The organism is Pseudomonas sp. P179 (assembly GCF_000478485.2).
GTDB lineage: Bacteria > Pseudomonadota > Gammaproteobacteria > Pseudomonadales > Pseudomonadaceae > Pseudomonas > Pseudomonas aeruginosa.
This window is the reverse complement of the sequence record NZ_KI517354.1, coordinates 4310461-4327414: the sequence shown is the minus strand read 5'-3', so window position 1 is coordinate 4327414 and position 16954 is coordinate 4310461. Positions and strand designations below refer to the sequence as shown.

The 16954-nt window shown below is 66.9% G+C and carries 14 protein-coding genes, 1 pseudogene and 1 riboswitch; of the genes and pseudogenes, 8 read left to right on the top strand and 7 right to left on the bottom strand.

What is annotated here, in order from left to right; genetic code table 11:
• Positions 1-3267, bottom strand: a pseudogene (gene cdrA, locus HMPREF1224_RS32320) (two-partner secretion system adhesin CdrA); the annotation flags it as partial.
• 320 nt (positions 3268-3587) lie between these two features.
• On the opposite strand from cdrA, the gene HMPREF1224_RS32315 reads away from it, so the two are divergent.
• The 5 genes from HMPREF1224_RS32315 to HMPREF1224_RS32295 all read left to right on the top strand — a co-directional run bounded on the left by HMPREF1224_RS32315 (position 3588) and on the right by HMPREF1224_RS32295 (position 8716).
• Positions 3588-4559: a 2-hydroxyacid dehydrogenase gene (locus HMPREF1224_RS32315; RefSeq protein ID WP_010793774.1), complete on the top strand. Its 972-nt coding sequence runs from the start codon at positions 3588-3590 to the stop codon at positions 4557-4559.
• Between the two features lie 109 nt (positions 4560-4668).
• Entirely contained in the window at positions 4669-5667 is a 999-nt protein-coding gene (locus HMPREF1224_RS32310) for a class I SAM-dependent methyltransferase (protein ID WP_003099371.1), read from the top strand.
• A 94-nt stretch (positions 5668-5761) separates the two neighbouring features.
• Positions 5762-7225, top strand: coding sequence for an amino acid permease (locus HMPREF1224_RS32305; RefSeq protein WP_003094922.1), 1464 nt, complete (start codon positions 5762-5764; stop codon positions 7223-7225).
• 138 nt (positions 7226-7363) lie between these two features.
• Positions 7364-7487: riboswitch (yybP-ykoY riboswitch) on the top strand.
• Positions 7488-7577: 90 nt separating this feature from the next.
• Complete coding sequence (locus HMPREF1224_RS32300; protein ID WP_003094926.1) at positions 7578-8156, top strand: TMEM165/GDT1 family protein; 579 nt, start codon at positions 7578-7580, stop codon at positions 8154-8156.
• Positions 8157-8272: 116 nt separating this feature from the next.
• Positions 8273-8716, top strand: a complete 444-nt coding sequence (locus HMPREF1224_RS32295) for a nuclear transport factor 2 family protein (protein WP_003099368.1) — start codon at positions 8273-8275, stop codon at positions 8714-8716.
• A 9-nt stretch (positions 8717-8725) separates the two neighbouring features.
• Here HMPREF1224_RS32295 and HMPREF1224_RS32290 read toward each other — a convergent pair whose 3' ends face one another.
• Both HMPREF1224_RS32290 and HMPREF1224_RS32285 read right to left on the bottom strand, forming a co-directional pair.
• The gene (locus HMPREF1224_RS32290; RefSeq protein WP_003121034.1) at positions 8726-9751 is read right to left on the bottom strand and encodes an NAD-dependent epimerase/dehydratase family protein; all 1026 of its coding nucleotides are present in this window, start codon (positions 9749-9751) and stop codon (positions 8726-8728) included.
• Between the two features lie 143 nt (positions 9752-9894).
• Positions 9895-10716, bottom strand: coding sequence for a M48 family metallopeptidase (locus tag HMPREF1224_RS32285; protein WP_003099360.1), 822 nt, complete (start codon positions 10714-10716; stop codon positions 9895-9897).
• A gap of 162 nt (positions 10717-10878) precedes the next feature.
• Between HMPREF1224_RS32285 and HMPREF1224_RS32280 the strand changes: the two genes are divergently transcribed.
• Positions 10879-13017 carry a methyl-accepting chemotaxis protein gene (locus tag HMPREF1224_RS32280; protein WP_003099358.1) on the top strand — a complete coding sequence of 713 codons (2139 nt, stop codon included), beginning with the start codon at positions 10879-10881 and terminating at the stop codon, positions 13015-13017.
• Between the two features lie 2 nt (positions 13018-13019).
• Here HMPREF1224_RS32280 and HMPREF1224_RS32275 read toward each other — a convergent pair whose 3' ends face one another.
• Positions 13020-13634: an SOS response-associated peptidase gene (locus HMPREF1224_RS32275; RefSeq protein WP_010793773.1), complete on the bottom strand. Its 615-nt coding sequence runs from the start codon at positions 13632-13634 to the stop codon at positions 13020-13022.
• Between the two features lie 424 nt (positions 13635-14058).
• Between HMPREF1224_RS32275 and HMPREF1224_RS32270 the strand changes: the two genes are divergently transcribed.
• Entirely contained in the window at positions 14059-14763 is a 705-nt protein-coding gene (locus tag HMPREF1224_RS32270; protein ID WP_003094941.1) for an MgtC/SapB family protein, read from the top strand.
• A 12-nt stretch (positions 14764-14775) separates the two neighbouring features.
• Here HMPREF1224_RS32270 and HMPREF1224_RS32265 read toward each other — a convergent pair whose 3' ends face one another.
• Together HMPREF1224_RS32265 and HMPREF1224_RS32260 are read right to left on the bottom strand one after the other, a co-directional pair.
• The gene (locus tag HMPREF1224_RS32265; RefSeq protein WP_010793772.1) at positions 14776-15039 is read right to left on the bottom strand and encodes a putative signal transducing protein; all 264 of its coding nucleotides are present in this window, start codon (positions 15037-15039) and stop codon (positions 14776-14778) included.
• Positions 15039-15221, bottom strand: a complete 183-nt coding sequence (locus tag HMPREF1224_RS32260) for a CPXCG motif-containing cysteine-rich protein (protein ID WP_003094945.1) — start codon at positions 15219-15221, stop codon at positions 15039-15041. The genes HMPREF1224_RS32265 and HMPREF1224_RS32260 overlap by 1 nt, the downstream gene beginning before the upstream one ends.
• 97 nt (positions 15222-15318) lie before the next feature.
• On the opposite strand from HMPREF1224_RS32260, the gene HMPREF1224_RS32255 reads away from it, so the two are divergent.
• Entirely contained in the window at positions 15319-16479 is a 1161-nt protein-coding gene (locus tag HMPREF1224_RS32255) for a 1-acyl-sn-glycerol-3-phosphate acyltransferase (RefSeq protein ID WP_003099351.1), read from the top strand.
• A 120-nt stretch (positions 16480-16599) separates the two neighbouring features.
• On the opposite strand, the gene HMPREF1224_RS32250 is transcribed toward HMPREF1224_RS32255, so the two are convergent.
• Positions 16600-16878 (bottom strand): hypothetical protein, encoded by a 279-nt coding sequence (locus tag HMPREF1224_RS32250; protein WP_003114705.1) that lies wholly within the window; start codon positions 16876-16878, stop codon positions 16600-16602.
• Positions 16879-16954: the final 76 nt, after the last annotated feature.

Here is a 16954-nt window from a genome sequence, read left to right as displayed (position 1 = left end):
CGGATCGGCATCGCCATAGACCTTGGTCTTGGCATCGGCGATCACATTGAGCAGTGCCTTGGTGATGGTCAGGTTATTGCCCTGGTAGTTCAGGGTGTAATTGCTGCTGACCAGGCCCAGTCCACCCTGGTTGATGCCGTACACGCCGACGTTCTCGCCAGCCACGCGGCTCAGGCTGCCGCCGTTGAGCACGGCACCGGCGGTATCGCCGCGCTTGAGACCGGAGACCTGGTAGGTCAGCGCCGGATCCAGGTCGCCGTAGACCTTGGTCTTGGCATCGGCGATCACGTTCAGTTGTGCCGGGGTGATGCGCAGGTCGTTGCCGACGTAGCTGAGGGTGTAATTGGCCGTGTTGAGGCCCAGCCCGCCCTGGAGTATCCCGTAGTTGCCGACGTTCTCCCCGGCCACCCGGCCGAGGTTGCCGCTCAGCACGCCAGCGGCGGTATCGCTGTTCTTCAGGCCACTGACCTGGTAGGTGAGGGTCGGATCGGCGTCGCCATAGACCTTGGTCTTGGCGTCGGCGCTGACGATCAATTGCGCCGGCGTGACGGTCAGCCTGCCGTCCTGGCGCACCAGTTGGTAACGCTGGCTGAAATACTCGCTGCCATTGGCGTTACCGGTGATCGCGTACTGCCCGACATTCGACGCCTGGGTCGCCGTGGTGCTGGCGGTCGCCTGGTAGAGGTCGTTGAACTGACTGTTGACGTAGGCGTCGATGGCGTTGATGCCGGACATCGTGGCCGTCAGAGTCGGATTCACATCACCGTAGACGCGGGTAGCGTCATTGGCGGTCAGGGTGGCGGTCTGCTGGCGGGAAAGGATGTCGCCGGCAGTGGTGGTGGTCTTGAACATCTCCACCTGGGCGCGCTCGGCGAAGCTGTTGAACGCTCCCTCGCGCATGAACAGGTCCAGGCGGGTATCGACGCGGCTGGTCTTGCCGCCGAGGCCGAAGATCAGTTCCTCGGTCAGGCCGGTGCCGACGTCGTACTGCAGTTCGTCGGTCACGCCGATCACGCCGCCGAAGCCCTTGACGCCCCAACTGGTGCCCCAGTTTCCGGTCCAGGTGGTGACGCTGCCGTTGCCGGCGGCGACGGTGAACCCGCTGGGCGCACCGCCGTTCGGGGTGGCGGTGACGTTGCTGCCGTTGACCTGGTAGCGCAGGTTGGTCACCAGGTAGTCCGACGAGTCGTTGGTCGGGAAACTGGCGGAACCGCTGACCCGCCTATAGGGCAGCGCGGTGAACACCAGGCGGTCGAACTCGCTGTTGCCGTCGGCGGTCAGCGTGTAGTTGCCGGTGGTGCCGACGCTGTTGGCCTCGAGAATCCGCGTGCCGACGCTGGAGACGATGTTCTGCGCGGTGCCGGTCATGCTCTGGTTGATGAACGGATCGAACACCGTGCCGCTCGTGGTCACGCCGGTGGCGTTGCTCTGCCGGTACTTGAGCGTACCGTTGAAGGTCTGCAGCGCCAGGTTGCCGGCGTAGTTGTCCCAGGAAGCCAGGTCGATGCTACCGGCGCGGCCGGCGAGGTTGGCGGCGATCAATGCGGTACCGGCCTGCTGGCTGATCTTGCCGGCGGTGCTGGTCTGCATCCACAGGGTGCCGCTGCCCAGGTCGACGATGCCGCTGGTCTGCGGCGTGCCGCCGCTGAGGAAGCTGATGTTGCCGCCGGCGCGGATTGCCAGGCTGCCGTTGCGGAACAGGATCGGCGCAGAGATATCCACCGCACCGGCAGGTCCGGTGGCGATCAGCTCCAGGCCGCGACTGGCGCCGCCCAGGTTGCTGGTGATCAGCGGCGCTTCCACCGACAGCCGGTCGCTGGCGCTGAGGGTCACCTTGCCGCCTGCCAACGCACCGGTAACCACCGAGGCATTCACCGTCGCGTCGCCGCTGGCGCCGTTGGCGCCCCCCACCGAGCCGGAGGTGCCGCCGGATGCGACGATGCGCAGGGTGGTCGGGTCGAGCAGCCAGGTGCCACCGTTGCCGTAGGGTGCGGCGACGCTGACGTAGGCGCTGTCGGCGATGCTCAGGTTGACCTTGCCGGAGGTCTCCACCAGGCCGCCGTTGCCGCCCTGGGCGCCGCCGCGCGCGAGGATCCGCCCGTCCATGCGGGTATTGCCGTCGGACCAGACCACCGCCAGGCCGCCATTGCCCTTGCCGGTAGCCGAGACGTCGATGCTGGCGCCCTTGGCCAGCGTAGCGTTCTTCGCTCGTGGCAACTCGCCGCGGCCCTGGAAGTCGCCGCCGATGCGCACGCTGCCGCCCTGTGCGGCGCCGCGGGCGTCGATGCTGGCGGTGCTCGCCAGGGCCACCTGCTGCCCGCTGACCAGCACGTCGCCGCCGCTCTTCGGACCGCTGACGTCGATCTTGCCGGCGACCTGGATGTCCCCGGACTTGCTTACCAGCGCCACGCTGCCCTCGCGCACCTCGGTGCCGCGGGCAAGGATCACGCCGGACAGGTTGACCGCGTTGTCGACCACCCGGGAAGCCTGCTCGGCGGTGATCAGCACGCTACCGCCGTCGGCCTGGATCGCGCCGCCGTTGCTGACCAGCGCCTGGGCATCCTGCGGCTTGCGGGTAACCGGGTCGGTCACGGCGATCGACACCAGGCCATCGCCGTAGAGGTCGATGGTCGCGGCATTGCCGGCGGCCATCGCCACGGTGCCGAGGCGGGCGTTGATCACGCCGTTGTTGGCCACGGACGGCGCGACGAAGGCCGCCAGGCCTTTCTCCGCGACGCTGATGCTGCCGTCGTTGACGATCCGCGCGTCGGGGTTTCCGGGCTGGTCGAAGATCAGCTTGCCCTGGCGGAAGTGTTCGTCGCTGATGTTCGCCGTGGTGGTGATCAGGGAGCCCACGTCTACCTTGGCCGAGCCGCTGAAGACCACGCCGTTGGAGTTGTAGATGATCACCTGGCCGGGCGCGGAGATGCGCCCGGCGATCACGCTTTCCTGGCCTGCGGTGACCCGGTTCAGGGTCGACGAGGTCACACCGGGCTGGTTGAAGCGCACCGCCTCGTCGGCGGAGACGTCGAAGCCCTTCCAGTTGATGATCGCGCGCTGGGTGCTCTGGTCGATCAGCGTGGTCTTGCCCTGCTGGCTGATCTTGATCTCGCTGGGGTTGAACTGGGCACCGGTAGGTGCCGCCATGGCCGCGTTGATGCTGGCGATGGCGAACATGAGGGTGCTGCTGGCGGCAAGGACGAAACGCCCTTCCCTACCAGCTTTCGAAGAGGTGCGCTTGCCGCGCTGGCTATCCGGACGGACCATGAAAATCTCCCTATCTGCGTGGCGCACGTCAGTTTTCCAGCACTGCATTTCGTCAGTTAAATGACGAAAATCTGAGAAGCAATTCACATTGCGCCTTGTGTGCCAAAAAAATGCCTTTCAGATCAAAAATTGTCCACTTGAAAGGGCGACCGTTCGTCGGAGTGACTCAAAAATGACACTACCGAGGTTAAATATGTAATACCGTCAAAAAACCGACAATACTTTCGGGATAATCACTGTCAAGAAAACCGGAAGACCTCCCTGGCACGCGGGTTTGCTAGGCTAGGCAGCCCCCGTCCGCTGCCGCCAAGGAACCTTCCATGAGCCATGCCCTGCGCGCCGTTTTCCTCGACCATGCCTCCCTCGACCTCGGCGACCTGGACATGCGCCCCCTGCGCGCCGCCTTCGACGAGCTGCAACTGCATGCCGCCAGCCAACCGCAGGAAGTCGCCGCGCGGCTGCACGGTGCGCGGGTCGCGATCAGCAACAAGGCGCCGATCGACGCGCAATGCATCGCCGCCTGCCCAGAGCTGGAACTGATCCTGGTCAGCGCTACCGGCACCAACAACATCGATCTCGCTGCCGCTCGCGAGCGCGGTATCGTCGTCGCCAACTGCCATGGCTACGGCACGCCCTCGGTAGCCCAGCACACCCTCGCGCTGCTACTGGCCCTGGCTACGCGCCTGCCGGACTACCAGCAGGCGGTACGCAGCGGCCGCTGGCAGCAATCCAGCCAGTTCTGCCTGCTGGACTTCCCCATCGTCGAACTGGAAGGCAAGACCCTCGGCCTGCTCGGCCATGGCGAACTGGGCGGGGCGGTGGCGCGGCTGGCGGAGGCGTTCGGCATGCGCGTGCTGCTCGGTCAGTTGCCAGGACGGCCCGCCCGGGCGGACCGCCTGCCGCTTGGCGAACTCCTGCCACGGGTCGACGCCCTGACCCTGCACTGCCCGCTGACCGAGGACACCCGCGGGATGCTCGGCGCCGCCGAACTGGCGCTGATGAAGCCTGGCGCCTTCCTGGTCAATACCGCCCGTGGCGGCCTGGTCGACGAACAGGCGCTGGCCGACGCCCTGCGCGGCGGCCACCTGGGCGGCGCCGCCACCGACGTGCTCAGCGTCGAGCCGCCGAGAAACGGCAATCCGCTGCTGGCCCCCGACATCCCGCGCCTGATCGTCACCCCCCATAACGCCTGGGGCAGTCGCGAGGCGCGGCAGCGCATCGTCGGCCAACTGGCGGAAACCGCAGAGGCATGGAAGGCCGGGCGCGCCCTGCGGGTAGTCAACGCCGGCTGATACGGCGCTGCGGGCACCGCGCACGGATGAACGGCGATCCTCGCCGACAATCCATGCGGGTATGCCAGGCCCAAGCCTGTTAAGATTTCCCATTTTTTCCGGAGCCCGCATGGACCCTCGCAGTGAAGTGCTGCTGCGCCAGCGCCACCTCTTCGCGACCCCGCTGCTGCTGGCCGGCCTGCCCGCCGACGACCTGCTCGCCGAGCTACCGCAGGCCCAGGGCTGGAGCTGGCACGCCGGCGAGCAGGCGCAGTTGGACGCCCGCTTCCCCGGCCGTAGCCGTTTCGACACGCGCGCGCCGACTGGCGCCTGGACTTCGGCCGTTCTGTTCCTGCCCAAGTCCCGCGAACTGACCGACTACCTGCTGGCCAGCCTGGCCGCCCGCCTGCCCGGCGGCGAACTCTTCCTGGTCGGCGAAAAGCGCGGCGGGATCGAGCGCGCGAGCAAGCAGTTGGCCGCCTACGGCAAGCCCCGCAAACTGGATAGCGCGCGGCATTGCCAGCTCTGGCAGGTGCGTATCGAACAGGCGCCGGCCGAGCCCGACCTGCACGCCCTGGCCCAGCGCTACAGCCTGCCGCTGGCCGATGGCGAGCTGCAGGTGGTGAGCCTGCCGGGGGTGTTCAGCCATGGCCGCCTGGATCGCGGCAGCGCGCTGCTGCTGGGGCAACTGCAAGCCCTGCCCGGCGGCCATCTGCTGGACTTCGGCTGCGGTGCCGGGGTACTCGGGGCGGTCCTCAAGCGTCGCTACCCCGCCAGTCGCCTGAGCCTGCTCGACGTCGACGCCTTCGCTGTCGAGAGCAGCCGACTGACCCTCGCCGCCAACGGCCTGGACGGCGAAGTGATCGCCGCCGACGGCATCGACGGCGCGCCGCGCGAACTCGCCGCGATCGTCAGCAACCCGCCCTTCCACCAGGGCGTGCACACCGACTACCAGGCCTCCGAGCGCCTGCTGCAACGCGCCGCCGAGCACCTGGCGCCGGGCGGCGAACTGCGCCTGGTCGCCAACAGCTTCCTGAAGTACCCGCCGTTGATCGAACGCCACCTCGGCCCCTGCCGGACACTCGCCGAAGGCGACGGTTTCCGCATCTACTCCGCCCGTCGCTCCTGATTTCTGCCTGGAACCCTGTGAATGAAGCTTTTCCTCTCCCTGCCCGCACGCCCGCAGCCAGACCCTTCCGTGGCCACCCGCCGGGAGGCCGCCGATGACTGACCTGAACGCCAGCCAGGGCCAGCAATTGCGGCGGGTGCTCAAGCCGCGCCACCTGAACATGATCGCCATCGGCGGCTCCATCGGCACCGGGCTGTTCGTCGCCTCCGGGGCCACCGTGGCCACCGCCGGGCCCGGCGGTGCGCTGCTTTCCTACGCACTGATCGGGCTGATGGTGTACTTCCTCATGACCAGTCTCGGCGAGATGGCGGCCTACATGCCCGTTTCCGGCTCGTTCTGCACCTATGGCAGCCGGTTCGTCGAAGATGGCTTCGGTTTCGCCCTCGGCTGGAACTACTGGTACAACTGGGCGGTGACCATCGCCGCGGAACTGGTGGCGGCGCAACTGGTGATGAGTTTCTGGTTCCCCGAGGTGCCGGGCATCTACTGGAGCGCGATCTTCCTGGGCATCATGTTCGGCCTCAACGTGATTTCCGCGCGCGGCTTCGGCGAGAGCGAATTCTGGTTCGCCCTGATCAAGGTAGTCACGGTGGTGATCTTCATCGGCGTCGGCCTGGCGACCATCTTCGGCATCATGCATGGCGTGGAGTCGCCCGGCTTCAGCAACTTCACCATGGGCGACGCGCCCTTCGTCGGCGGCTTCCAGGCGATGGTCGGGGTGGCGATGATCGCCGGCTTCTCGTTCCAGGGCACCGAACTGATCGGCATCGCCGCCGGTGAATCGGAAAATCCGCGGAAGAACATCCCGATCGCCATTCGCCAGGTGTTCTGGCGCATCCTGATGTTCTACATCCTGGCGATCTTCGTGATCGGCATGCTGATTCCCTACACCGACCCGAACCTGCTGAAGAACGATGCCAGCGACATCAGCGTGTCGCCCTTCACCCTGCTCTTCGAGCGCGCCGGCTTCGCCGCGGCGGCCGGGGTGATGAACGCAGTGATCCTCTCGGCGATCCTCTCCGCCGGCAACTCCGGCATGTACGCCTCGACCCGGATGCTCTACAACCTCGCCCTCGAGGGCAAGGCACCGCGCCTGTTCTCCCGCGTCTCGCGCAGCGGCGTGCCACGCAACGCGCTGTACGCCACTACCCTGGTCGGCGCCCTGTGCTTCCTCACTTCGGCCTTCGGCGACAGCACCGTCTACACATGGCTGCTGAACACCTCGGGCATGTGCGGCTTCATCGCCTGGCTGGGCATCGCCATCTCCCACTATCGCTTCCGCAAGGGTTACCTGGCCCAGGGCGGCCGCCTGGAAGACCTGCCCTACCGGGCCAAGCTGTTCCCCTTCGGGCCGCTGTTCGCCTTCGCCCTGTGCATGGTCATCACCCTCGGGCAGAACTACCAGGCGCTGGTGGGCGAACGCATCGACTGGATCGGCCTCCTCGCCACCTATATCAGCCTGCCGCTGTTCCTGGCGATCTGGCTGGGATACCGCTGGAAGAAGCGCGCACGCTTCGTTCGCTACCACGAAATGGACGTCAGCCCGACCAATACCTGACTCACCCTGCCGCCCAGCGATTCCTCGCGGATCGCTGCGGATGCCGGCACGTTTCCTTGCGATCAGGCTCCCTCGCCGCCCTCCCGGACGAAAGTTTCCGTCCCGGGCTTGCCCAAGCCGCCCGGCTTGGGCAGAATGCGCCCCGTCCTAGGGGAGTAGTCTCCCGCGAGCGCCGCACCGGCCTCGCCCGGCACGCGTCAACACACTTGGTCCGCAGACCATGGCGCGCGCGACCCAAGCCTGCCCAGACAGGCCAAGGGTTTGACAAGACCTATGACACGCACGATCTGACCCGGGGCGGGCAGATGGCGCGTGTCATGGTGATTGGTCGACCCGCCCCTTAGGAAGCCTGATGGAATCGCTGTTCGTCCCTACCCTCATCGTTGCCCTCGCGGAAATCGGCGACAAGACCCAGTTGCTGGCACTCCTGCTCGCGGCGCGTTTCCGCAAGCCGTGGCCGATCATCGCCGGCATCGTCGCCGCCACCCTGGCCAACCATTTCGCTGCCGGCGCGGTGGGCGCCTGGGTCGCCAGCTTCTTCTCGGAAGCCACCCTCAGTTGGATCCTCGCCGCCTCCTTCATCGCCGTCGCCCTGTGGACGCTGGTACCGGACAAGCTCGACGACGAAGAGTCCGGACTGAAGAAATACGGCCCCTTCCTCACCACCCTGATCGCGTTCTTCCTCGCCGAGATGGGCGACAAGACCCAGGTCGCCACGGTCATGCTGGCCGCCCAGTATCCGCATTTCTGGCTGGTGGTGATCGGCACCACCCTGGGCATGCTGATCGCCAACGTACCGGTGGTACTGATCGGCAACCTGGCCGCCGACAAGCTGCCGCTGACCCTGATCCGCCGCCTGGCCGCGGCCGCCTTCGCCGCACTTGGCCTGTACGCCGCCTGGCACGCCGCGCAATTGACCGGCTGGCTCTGAAGGACTGCGCCGCCGGGCCCGGGATGGCTGGGCGGCCAATGCAAAATGCATAGGAACGGCTACAGTTCAGGCAGGCACCGGATGCCTGCCCCACCACTCGCCCTCGAGAGCCGGAGATGCCCTCACACGACCTGAAACGACTCGCCCGCCATCACATCGAGCTGTCCTGGAACAAGGGCCGCATGGCGTTGGTGGAGCAGTTGCACAGCAAGGATTTCCTCTACAAAAGCTCGTTCATCGGCCGTCCCCTGGATACCGCCGGCTATATCCGCCTGCTGCAGGACATCCGCACGGCGATGCCGGACCTGGAGGTCGTGGTCGAAGACTGCATCGGCGAGGAACGCAAGGTGTTCACCTGGAGCACGCTGATCGGCACCATCGTCCGGCCGACCCTGGGCTATCCGGCCAGCGACAAGGTGCTGAGCATTTCCGCGATGGGCTTCTGGGTGTTCAACCCGCAGGGCCAGTTGCAGGAGCTGTGCACCATGTTCGACATGGAGAGCTTTCGCGCCCAGCTGGGACTGCAGACCCGACCCTTCGCGGAAAAAGCGCTGCCCTAGCCAACCGTCCTAGGCATTGAAATAGCCGTTGTCGCGGAACCAGTCGATGGCGCGCAGCAGGGTGTCGTCGAGGGCGGTGGTGGAGAAGAAGCCGAGTTCCTCGCGGGCCTTGCGTCCATCGAGGAACTGCCCGCCAGCCATCACCTCGATGGCGGTTTCGTCGAGCAGCGGCAACTGGCCGCTGACCCGGTAGCGCAAGCGGCCCAGGGTGGCCAGCGCGCGAGCCATGGCCATCGACATCGGCTGCGGCGCAGGCTGGCCGAGCAGCTCGGCGATGCGCCGGGTCAGGTCGGCCATTTCCAGGTTGTGCCCGGTCAGCAGGTAGCGCTCGCCGATACGCCCGCGCTCAAGGGCCATCAGCAGTCCGCGCCCGGCTTCGGCGGCATCGATGACGTTACGCTGGCCGGCGACGTAGTGGGTCATCTCGCCATTGCCGATGGCGGTGATCACGCGCCCGGTAGTCGGGCCGATGTCCAGTTCGCCGAGTACCATGCCGGGAATCCCGATCACCACCGGCAGGCCGTTGCGCGCCTGCTCCCGGGCCTGCTCGTCGAGCGCCCATTTGCACAGCACGTAGGAACTCTTGCCGCTCGGCAGGCTGTCGTAGAACAACCCCTCGTGGCCCGGTAGTCCCTGGGGATGGCGGGGCATGGCATATGCCGAACCGACATAGAGGATGCGCGGCACCCTGGCCTGCAGGCAGGCGGCATAGAACGGGTTGGTCTGGCCCAGCGCGCTGGCCACTTCCTCCTGCCAGCGGCGCGGCCGCGAAGGATAGTAGCCGGCGCTGAAGATCACCCCGTCGAGGCCGCGCAGGGCGCGTTCCAGGCCGGCGTGGTCGAGCATCTCGGCGACCCGGCACTCGGGCTCCAGATAGGCGAGACGCTGGATCTGCGAAGAAGGACGGTGGATCAGCACCAGATCGTGACCGGCGGCCCTGATGGCGCGCGCGGCGTGATGTCCCAGCAGGCCGGTGGCTCCGAGTACGGCGTATTTCACATGAGCTCCAGGGCGTGAGAGTGGCTGTTCGTCCACGGGTCCCGCAAGCGGGTCGGCCAGCAGTCTAGGCCGAACACCGGCGAGATACCAAACAGCAGGTTACGGAAATACACAACAGGCGTTTCCGATGGTAAGCCTGTCGGCGCGCCGGCCGCCCCCCGCGACCGCGCGCCCTGGCCTCACTTGCCGCGCCTGGCCTGCTGGTACAGCGGCATCACCTTGGGAATCGCGGCCTGGAGATTGGCCATCCGCGAACTGTCGGAGGGGTGGGTGCTGGTGAACTCGGGCTGGCTGGCGCCGCCGCTGGCCCTGCCCATCTTCTGCCAGAGGGTGATCGCCGCTTCCGGGTTGTAGCCGGCGCGGGCGGCCAGCTCGAGACCGATCAGGTCGGCTTCGTTCTCGTTGGCACGACTGTTGGGCAGGGTCATCAGGTAGTCGACGCCGGTATTGGCCAGCTGCAGGCTTTCCTGGCCGAGGCCGGCCAGGGCGCCGATCTGGCTGGCCACCTGCACGCCGTAGGCCTTGGACATGGCCTCGCGCCCATGCTCGCGCAGGGCGTGGGCGATCTCGTGGCCCATCACCGCGGCTATCTCGTCGTCGGTGAGCTTCAGCTTGTCGATCAGCCCGGTGTAGAAAATGATCTTGCCGCCGGGACCGCAGTTGGCGTTGAGCTCGTCGCTCTTCACCACATTGACTTCCCAGTTCCAGCCGGTGGCGTCCGGGCGGAAGGCGGCGGTCTGCGGGATCAGCCGCTGGGCGATCGCCTTGACTCGCCGCGCGTCGGCGCTGCTGGTATCGAGCACGCCGGCGCTTTTCGCCTCGCCGAGAGTCTTCTGGTACGACTGGGCGTACATCTGGTCGACTTCCTGGCTGGACAACATGCTGAACATGTATTGCTTGCGGTCGACGCCGACGGCGCCGCCACTGGTGGTGTTCACTGCCTGGCAACCGGCGAGCAGCAGCGCGCCGGCGAGGGTGGCGAATCGGAAGGGATGAGCCATGGTCCTTTGTTCTCCTCTGAAGGCCGAGCGCATGGTAGGCCGCGCCTCGAACGCCGGCAACAGCCGTTGGCGAGGAAATCTCCGACGGCCGATTAAGGATTTGCCGTCCTCCTGCCGATAAGCTCCTCAGAGACAATTCCAACAAGGGTCAGAAGTCCCATCATGAAGCTCAAGTCGATCCAGTTTTCTGTCGCCGCCCTCGCCGGCGCCAGCGTTCTAAGCGTCGTCGTGGTGCTGGTGCTGTACGCCCTGTTCGCCGGCGCGCGAACGCAGGAGCTGGTGCAGCAACGCACCCAGGGCCTGTTGGAGAAGGTCATCAACGAGCGCCTGGTGGCCCTGGCCCGCGCCCAGGTCAGCCAGATCCAGCGCGAGCTGGAGTATCCGCTGACGGTGGTCCACGGCCTGGCCAACAGCACCCGCCTGCTCGGCGAGCCGGGCGCCGACGGCATGCCGCAGCTGAACGCCAGCCGCGACGAAATCTCCGCGCTGCTGCGCAGCACCGTGCAGAACAACCCCAAGCTGCTCGACACCTTCATGGCCTGGGAACCCAATGCCTTCGATACCGATGCCGCCTTCGCCGGGCAACCCGGCAAGGGCTACGGCCCGGACGGCCGCTACCTGCCCTGGTGGTATCGCGGCGCCGACGGCAAGCCGATCGTGGAGGCCATGGCCGACAGCATCGATAGCGAAAAGCTGCTGCCCACCGGGGTGCGCGAGAACGAGTTCTATGCCTGTCCGAAAGAGAACAAGCGTCCCTGCATCATCGACCCGGCCCCTTACGAAATGGGCGGCAAGACCGTGATGATGTCGTCCTTCAACGTGCCGATCATGGTCGGTGACCAGTTCCGCGGCGCAGTCGGTGCCGACCTCTCGCTGGCCTTCATCCAGGACCTGCTCAAGCGCGCCGACCAGCAGCTCTACGATGGCGCCGGGGAAATGGCGCTGATCGCCAGCAACGGCCGCCTGGTGGCCTACACCCGCGACGACAGCAAGCTCGGCGAGCCCGCCGGCAGCGTCCTCGACGGCAACGAAGTGGACAACCTGAAAAACCTCACGGTCGACCAGCCGCTCTACGACATCGACGCCGAGCACGGCCACATCGAGCTGTTCCTGCCTTTCACCATCGCCGACAGCGGCGTGCGCTGGACCCTCATGCTGCAGATTCCCCAGGCGGCGGTATTCGGCGAACTGCAGCAACTCCAGGGCGAGCTGAGCGACCAGCGCCAGCAGGATATCCTCGGCATGAGCCTGGCCGGCCTGGTGGTAGCGGCCCTCGGCCTGCTGGTGGTCTGGCTGGTCGGCTACGGCATCGCCCGGCCGCTGCGCCAATTGGTCGGCATGCTCGACGACATCGCCCAGGGCGAAGGCGACCTCACCCGCCGCCTGAGCAGCGAGCGCGCCGACGAGCTGGGCTCCATCGCCAAGGGCTTCAATACCTTCCTTGGCAAACTGCAGAACATGATCGGCCAGGTGGTGCAATCGGTGCAGAAGGTCAGCGACTCCTCGGAGCACACCGCCGACATCGCCATCCGCACCAACCAGGGCGTGCAGCAGCAACTGGCGGAGATCGAACTGGTGGCCACCGCGGTCCACGAGATGACCGCCACCGCCCAGGACGTGGCGCGCAACGCCACCCACGCCGCCGAGGCAGCCAACCACGCGGACCAGGCCGCGCACCAGGGCAAGCAGATCGTCGAAAGCAGCTCGGCGGCGATCCAGGCCCTGGCCAGCGAGATTGGCCGCGCGGTCGGAGTGGTGCAGAACCTGGCCAAGGACAGCGAAAACATCAACGCGATCCTGGTGGCGATCCGCGGTATCGCCGAGCAGACCAACCTGCTCGCCCTCAACGCCGCCATCGAGGCCGCCCGCGCCGGCGAGCAGGGTCGCGGTTTCGCGGTGGTGGCCGACGAGGTACGCAACCTGGCGCAGAAGACCCAGCAGGCCACCGAAGAAATCCAGAGCATGATCCAGCAGTTGCAGCAGGGCACCCGCGACGTGGTGAAGGTCATGCAGGACAGCCAGGAGCGCACCGACGACAGCGTGCGCCATGCGCGCCAGGCGGCCGAGGCGCTGGAGTCGATCACCCAGGCGGTATCGGTGATCAACGACATGAACACCCAGATCGCCAGCGCCGCCGAGGAGCAGAGCGCGGTGGCCGAGGACATCAACCGCAACGTCGCCAACATCGGCCAGGTCGCCAACCAGGTGGCCGGCGGCGCCGACGAGGCCTCGCAGGCCAGCGCCGAGCTGACCCGCCTGGCCGAGCAGCAGCGGCGCCTGGTGAATCAGTTCAGGGTCTAGCGTCAGGCCGGGGTCAGGCACTCCGGCCCGTCGGTTTCAGGCTTGTTGACGAAGCCGGCCAGGGCCACGCTGCGCAGGTTCGGCTGGGGCTTGGCGAGCAGGCTTATCAGCGCCGGCAGCGGCGTGTGCGGAGCCAGCCAGGTATCCTGCTCGGCCTCGTCGAGCAGCAGCGGCCGGCGGAACTCGGCGGCCGCCTGGGATACCAGGGCCACGCTGAGCCAGGTTTGTCCATGCACCGGATAGGCCTCCCAGATGCCGGCGAAGAACAACAGGCGCTCGCCGGTGGAGACCCAGTACGGACGCTTACGCACACCGCGCCATTCATAGAAGCCGTTGGCCGGCAGCAGGCAGCGGCGCTGCTGGAACGCCTCGCGGAACATCGGTTGCTCGGCGAGGGTTTCCGCCCGCGCGTGGCTGGGCGTACGCGACAGGTCGGTGAGCCAGGCCGGGGTCAGCCCCCAGCGCGCCAGGTCGGCGCGGCGCGCACCGGCGTCCTCGCGAACCATCAGCACCTGGTTCGCCGGAGAAATGTTCCAGTGCGCCCGCCAATCCGCCGGAAAGCCCGGCAGGGCCGCCAGCGACGGATTCCAGCGGAACAGGGCGTAACGACCACTCATGCTTGGCACTGCCTGGTGAGGGAAAGCCGCACAGTGTAACCCGAAGCGCCACACTGGCCTTGCCGAACGCAAGCTGAATGAAACCCAATCTTAACTTGACGCGCCTATCCTCCAGGCTTAAGGTGCCGCCCGCATTCTGTAACCCACACAGGAGTCCTGCATTGGACAACAGCCCTAGTCGATTGCGACAGGTCCATCCGGCGAGCTAGTCCAGCAGAACCCTCTGCCACTGCCTCGCCGAACATGGCGGACAGTGGCGATCCGCATCCCGTCCGGGATGACGCATCCCCATTTTCCCTTCGTGTCCCTTCCCTCGCGCCAACGCGCAGCGGGAAGCCGCGGTCCTGCGCAATCCATCGTCCCTTATCCGCGCGGACCGTCGGCCCGCGCCAGCTCCGGCCGTCGGCCGGCAACGAGGTGAAACATGGATTGGAAAGTATTTCTCCTGCGCGTCGCGGTCGCGCTGGTCCTGGGCGCCCTGATCGGCGCCGAACGCCAGCTGCGCCAACGCCTCACCGGCCTGCGCACCAACGCGCTGGTCAGCACTGGCGCCTGCCTGTTCGTGCTGATGACCCAGGGCGTGCCCGGCCTGGCCGGCGACGCTTCGCGGATCGCCGCCTATGTAGTCTCCGGGATCGGCTTCCTCGGCGGCGGCGTGATCATGCGCGACGGCCTCAACGTGCGCGGCCTGAACACCGCAGCCACCCTCTGGTGCACCGCCGCCATCGGCGTCCTGTGCAGCATGGGCCTGCTGCTGGAGGCCACGCTCGGCAGCCTGGTGGTGCTCTGCGCCAACATCCTGTTGCGCGACATCGCCCAACGCCTGAACCGCCAGGACGTGTTGCCGGCCAGCGAGGCCGAGCAACGCTACGAAGTGCAGATCGTCTGCCGCGCCGAGGACGAGATCCAGGTTCGCAGCCTGATGCTGCACAGCCTCGGCAGCAGCGACCTGCGCCTGCAATCGCTGCACAGCGAGGATCTGGACAACCCGGCCAAGCTGGAAGTCCGCGCCGAACTGCTCGGCACCCCCGAAGCTCCGGCGCAGCTGGAACGCCTGGTCAGCCGGGTCAGCCTGGAGAAGGGCGTCAGCTCGGTGCGCTGGCAGGTCTTCGAACTGGCGGCCGACTGAGCGGCGGCCGCCTCAACACAACAGGCTGCCGGGGCCGCAGGGCTCCGGCGGCTCCTCGGCCAACGGGGCGGCGGCGTTGTAGGCGACGATCAGTTCTCGCGCCCGCTCCGTCTGCTCGTCCGCCACCAACAACGCCAGCAGTCCGCCAGGCGGCAGTTCGCCGATGGCGCCGACCAGGTGGCGGCCGCTGACATGGGCGGCGATCCCTTCGCTGGCGAGCATTCCCACCAGCATCTCGGCCTCCAGCAGGTCGGCCGGCTCATATACGCGCTGCATCAGTCATCCTCCCGGCGGACGTTCAGTGACCAGTCCTGCCCATCGGTGCGCAGGTCGAACAGGATCGGCCGGCAGCACACCGGGCAGTCCTCGTAGTACTGCTGGTCGCCGGCGCTCAGGTCGAGCAGCGCCTCGGCCGGTTCCCCGCAGTAAGGGCAGCTATAGGCCTGGCTTTCGAGCATCGCTGCACCCCCTATGAGTTCCGTTTATAATCGCGCGGTTCAATTTTCGGCCACCCCCTTGGGCGGCCTTCGCAGCATCCATATGGAACCAGAAAGCATGATGGGCGAGTTCGAAGCCATCCGACCCTACAGTGACGCCGAAGTCCCCGCGGTATTGCAACGCCTCCTGAGCGACGACGCCTTCCTCGGCGCCCTGGTCCGCTACCGCTTCCCGCGCCTGGCCGGTCCCCTCGGTTGGCTGCTCAAACCTCTTATAGCCCATCGCCTGGCCCGCGAGGTCACCGGCATCCGCAGCGTCGCCACGCTGCAGGACAAGTTCGAGCCCTACGTCGACCACACCATCGAGAAGGCCACCGATGGCGTCACCTACTCCGGGGTCAATCGCCTCAAGCCAGGCTGCGCCTACCTGTTCATCGCCAACCACCGCGATATCGTGATGGACCCGGCCTTCGTCAACTACGCCGTGTACCACGCCGGCCTGCCGACCCCGCGCATCGCCATCGGCGACAACCTGCTGCAGAAATCCTTCGTCAGCGACCTGATGCGCCTGAACAAGAGCTTCATCGTGCACCGTTCGCTGAGCGGCCGGCGCGAGAAGCTCGCCGCCTACCAGACGCTCTCCGCCTACATCAACCACTCGATCCGCGAGGACCGCCAGTCGGTGTGGATCGCCCAGGCCGAAGGGCGGGCCAAGGACGGCGACGACCGTACCGACTCGGCGATCCTCAAGATGTTCCACATGAGCCGTAAGGACGAACCCTTCGCCGAAATGGTGCGCGCCCTGCATTTCATCCCGGTGTCGATCAGCTACGAATACGACCCCTGCGACCTGGCCAAGGCCCGCGAGTTGCACACCCGCGCCAGCACCGGCGAGTACCGCAAGGCACCGGGCGAGGACGATGCCAGCATCGCCCTGGGCATCACCGGCTACAAGGGCCGCGTGCACATCAACTTCGGCGCCGAGCTGGAGGGCGAGTTCAGCGACGCCAAGCAGCTGGCCGCCGAACTGGACCGGCAGATCCTCGGCAACTACCGTCTGTTCCCGGTGCACTACCTGGCCTACGAGATGAGCGAGAACCGCGACCCGGGCCTCGCCGTCCCCACGGCCGAGAGCCTGTTCGGCAGCGAGGAGCTGGAGAAGGCGCGCAAGGAATGGAACCGCCGCCTGGAGCAATGCCCGGCCGAGCAGCGCCCCTGGCTGGTGCTGCAATACGCCAACCCGGTGCTCAACCAATACCGGATCAAGCAGCAATCCTGAAGACGAAAGCCCGGCGCCGCCGGGCTTCTCCATCGGGCAACGGCTTCGAACCCGCAGGCGATGGACGGATAACCGCGATACGCTTATCCGCGTGCGGTTCGGCTCGCCGAGGCAGGGCTCTCAGAGCCGCGTGCTGGCCCAGCTGACCAGCAGCGCCAGGCCCAGGCAGGCGGTGCCGAATCGGTAGAAGAACAGGTTGATCCGCAGGGTCGCCTCGTCCATCGGCAATGCCGCCTCCCCCGCCTCGCCCTCCGCGGCCCAGCGCGCCAGGGCGCGACGCTCGCGTGCGCGGGTGGCCAGCAGCAGCCAGGCGCCGGCGACACCGAAGAACAGCGCAAGGCCGTTCACGGCCTGCGCGGGATGGGCGAGGAACAGCGCCCACAAGGCTTGCAAGGACATCGATAACCTCCGCAACAGGACCACACGCCGGGGCTACCGAATAACGCCTTGGGTGAGCTGATGACAGGACGGACCG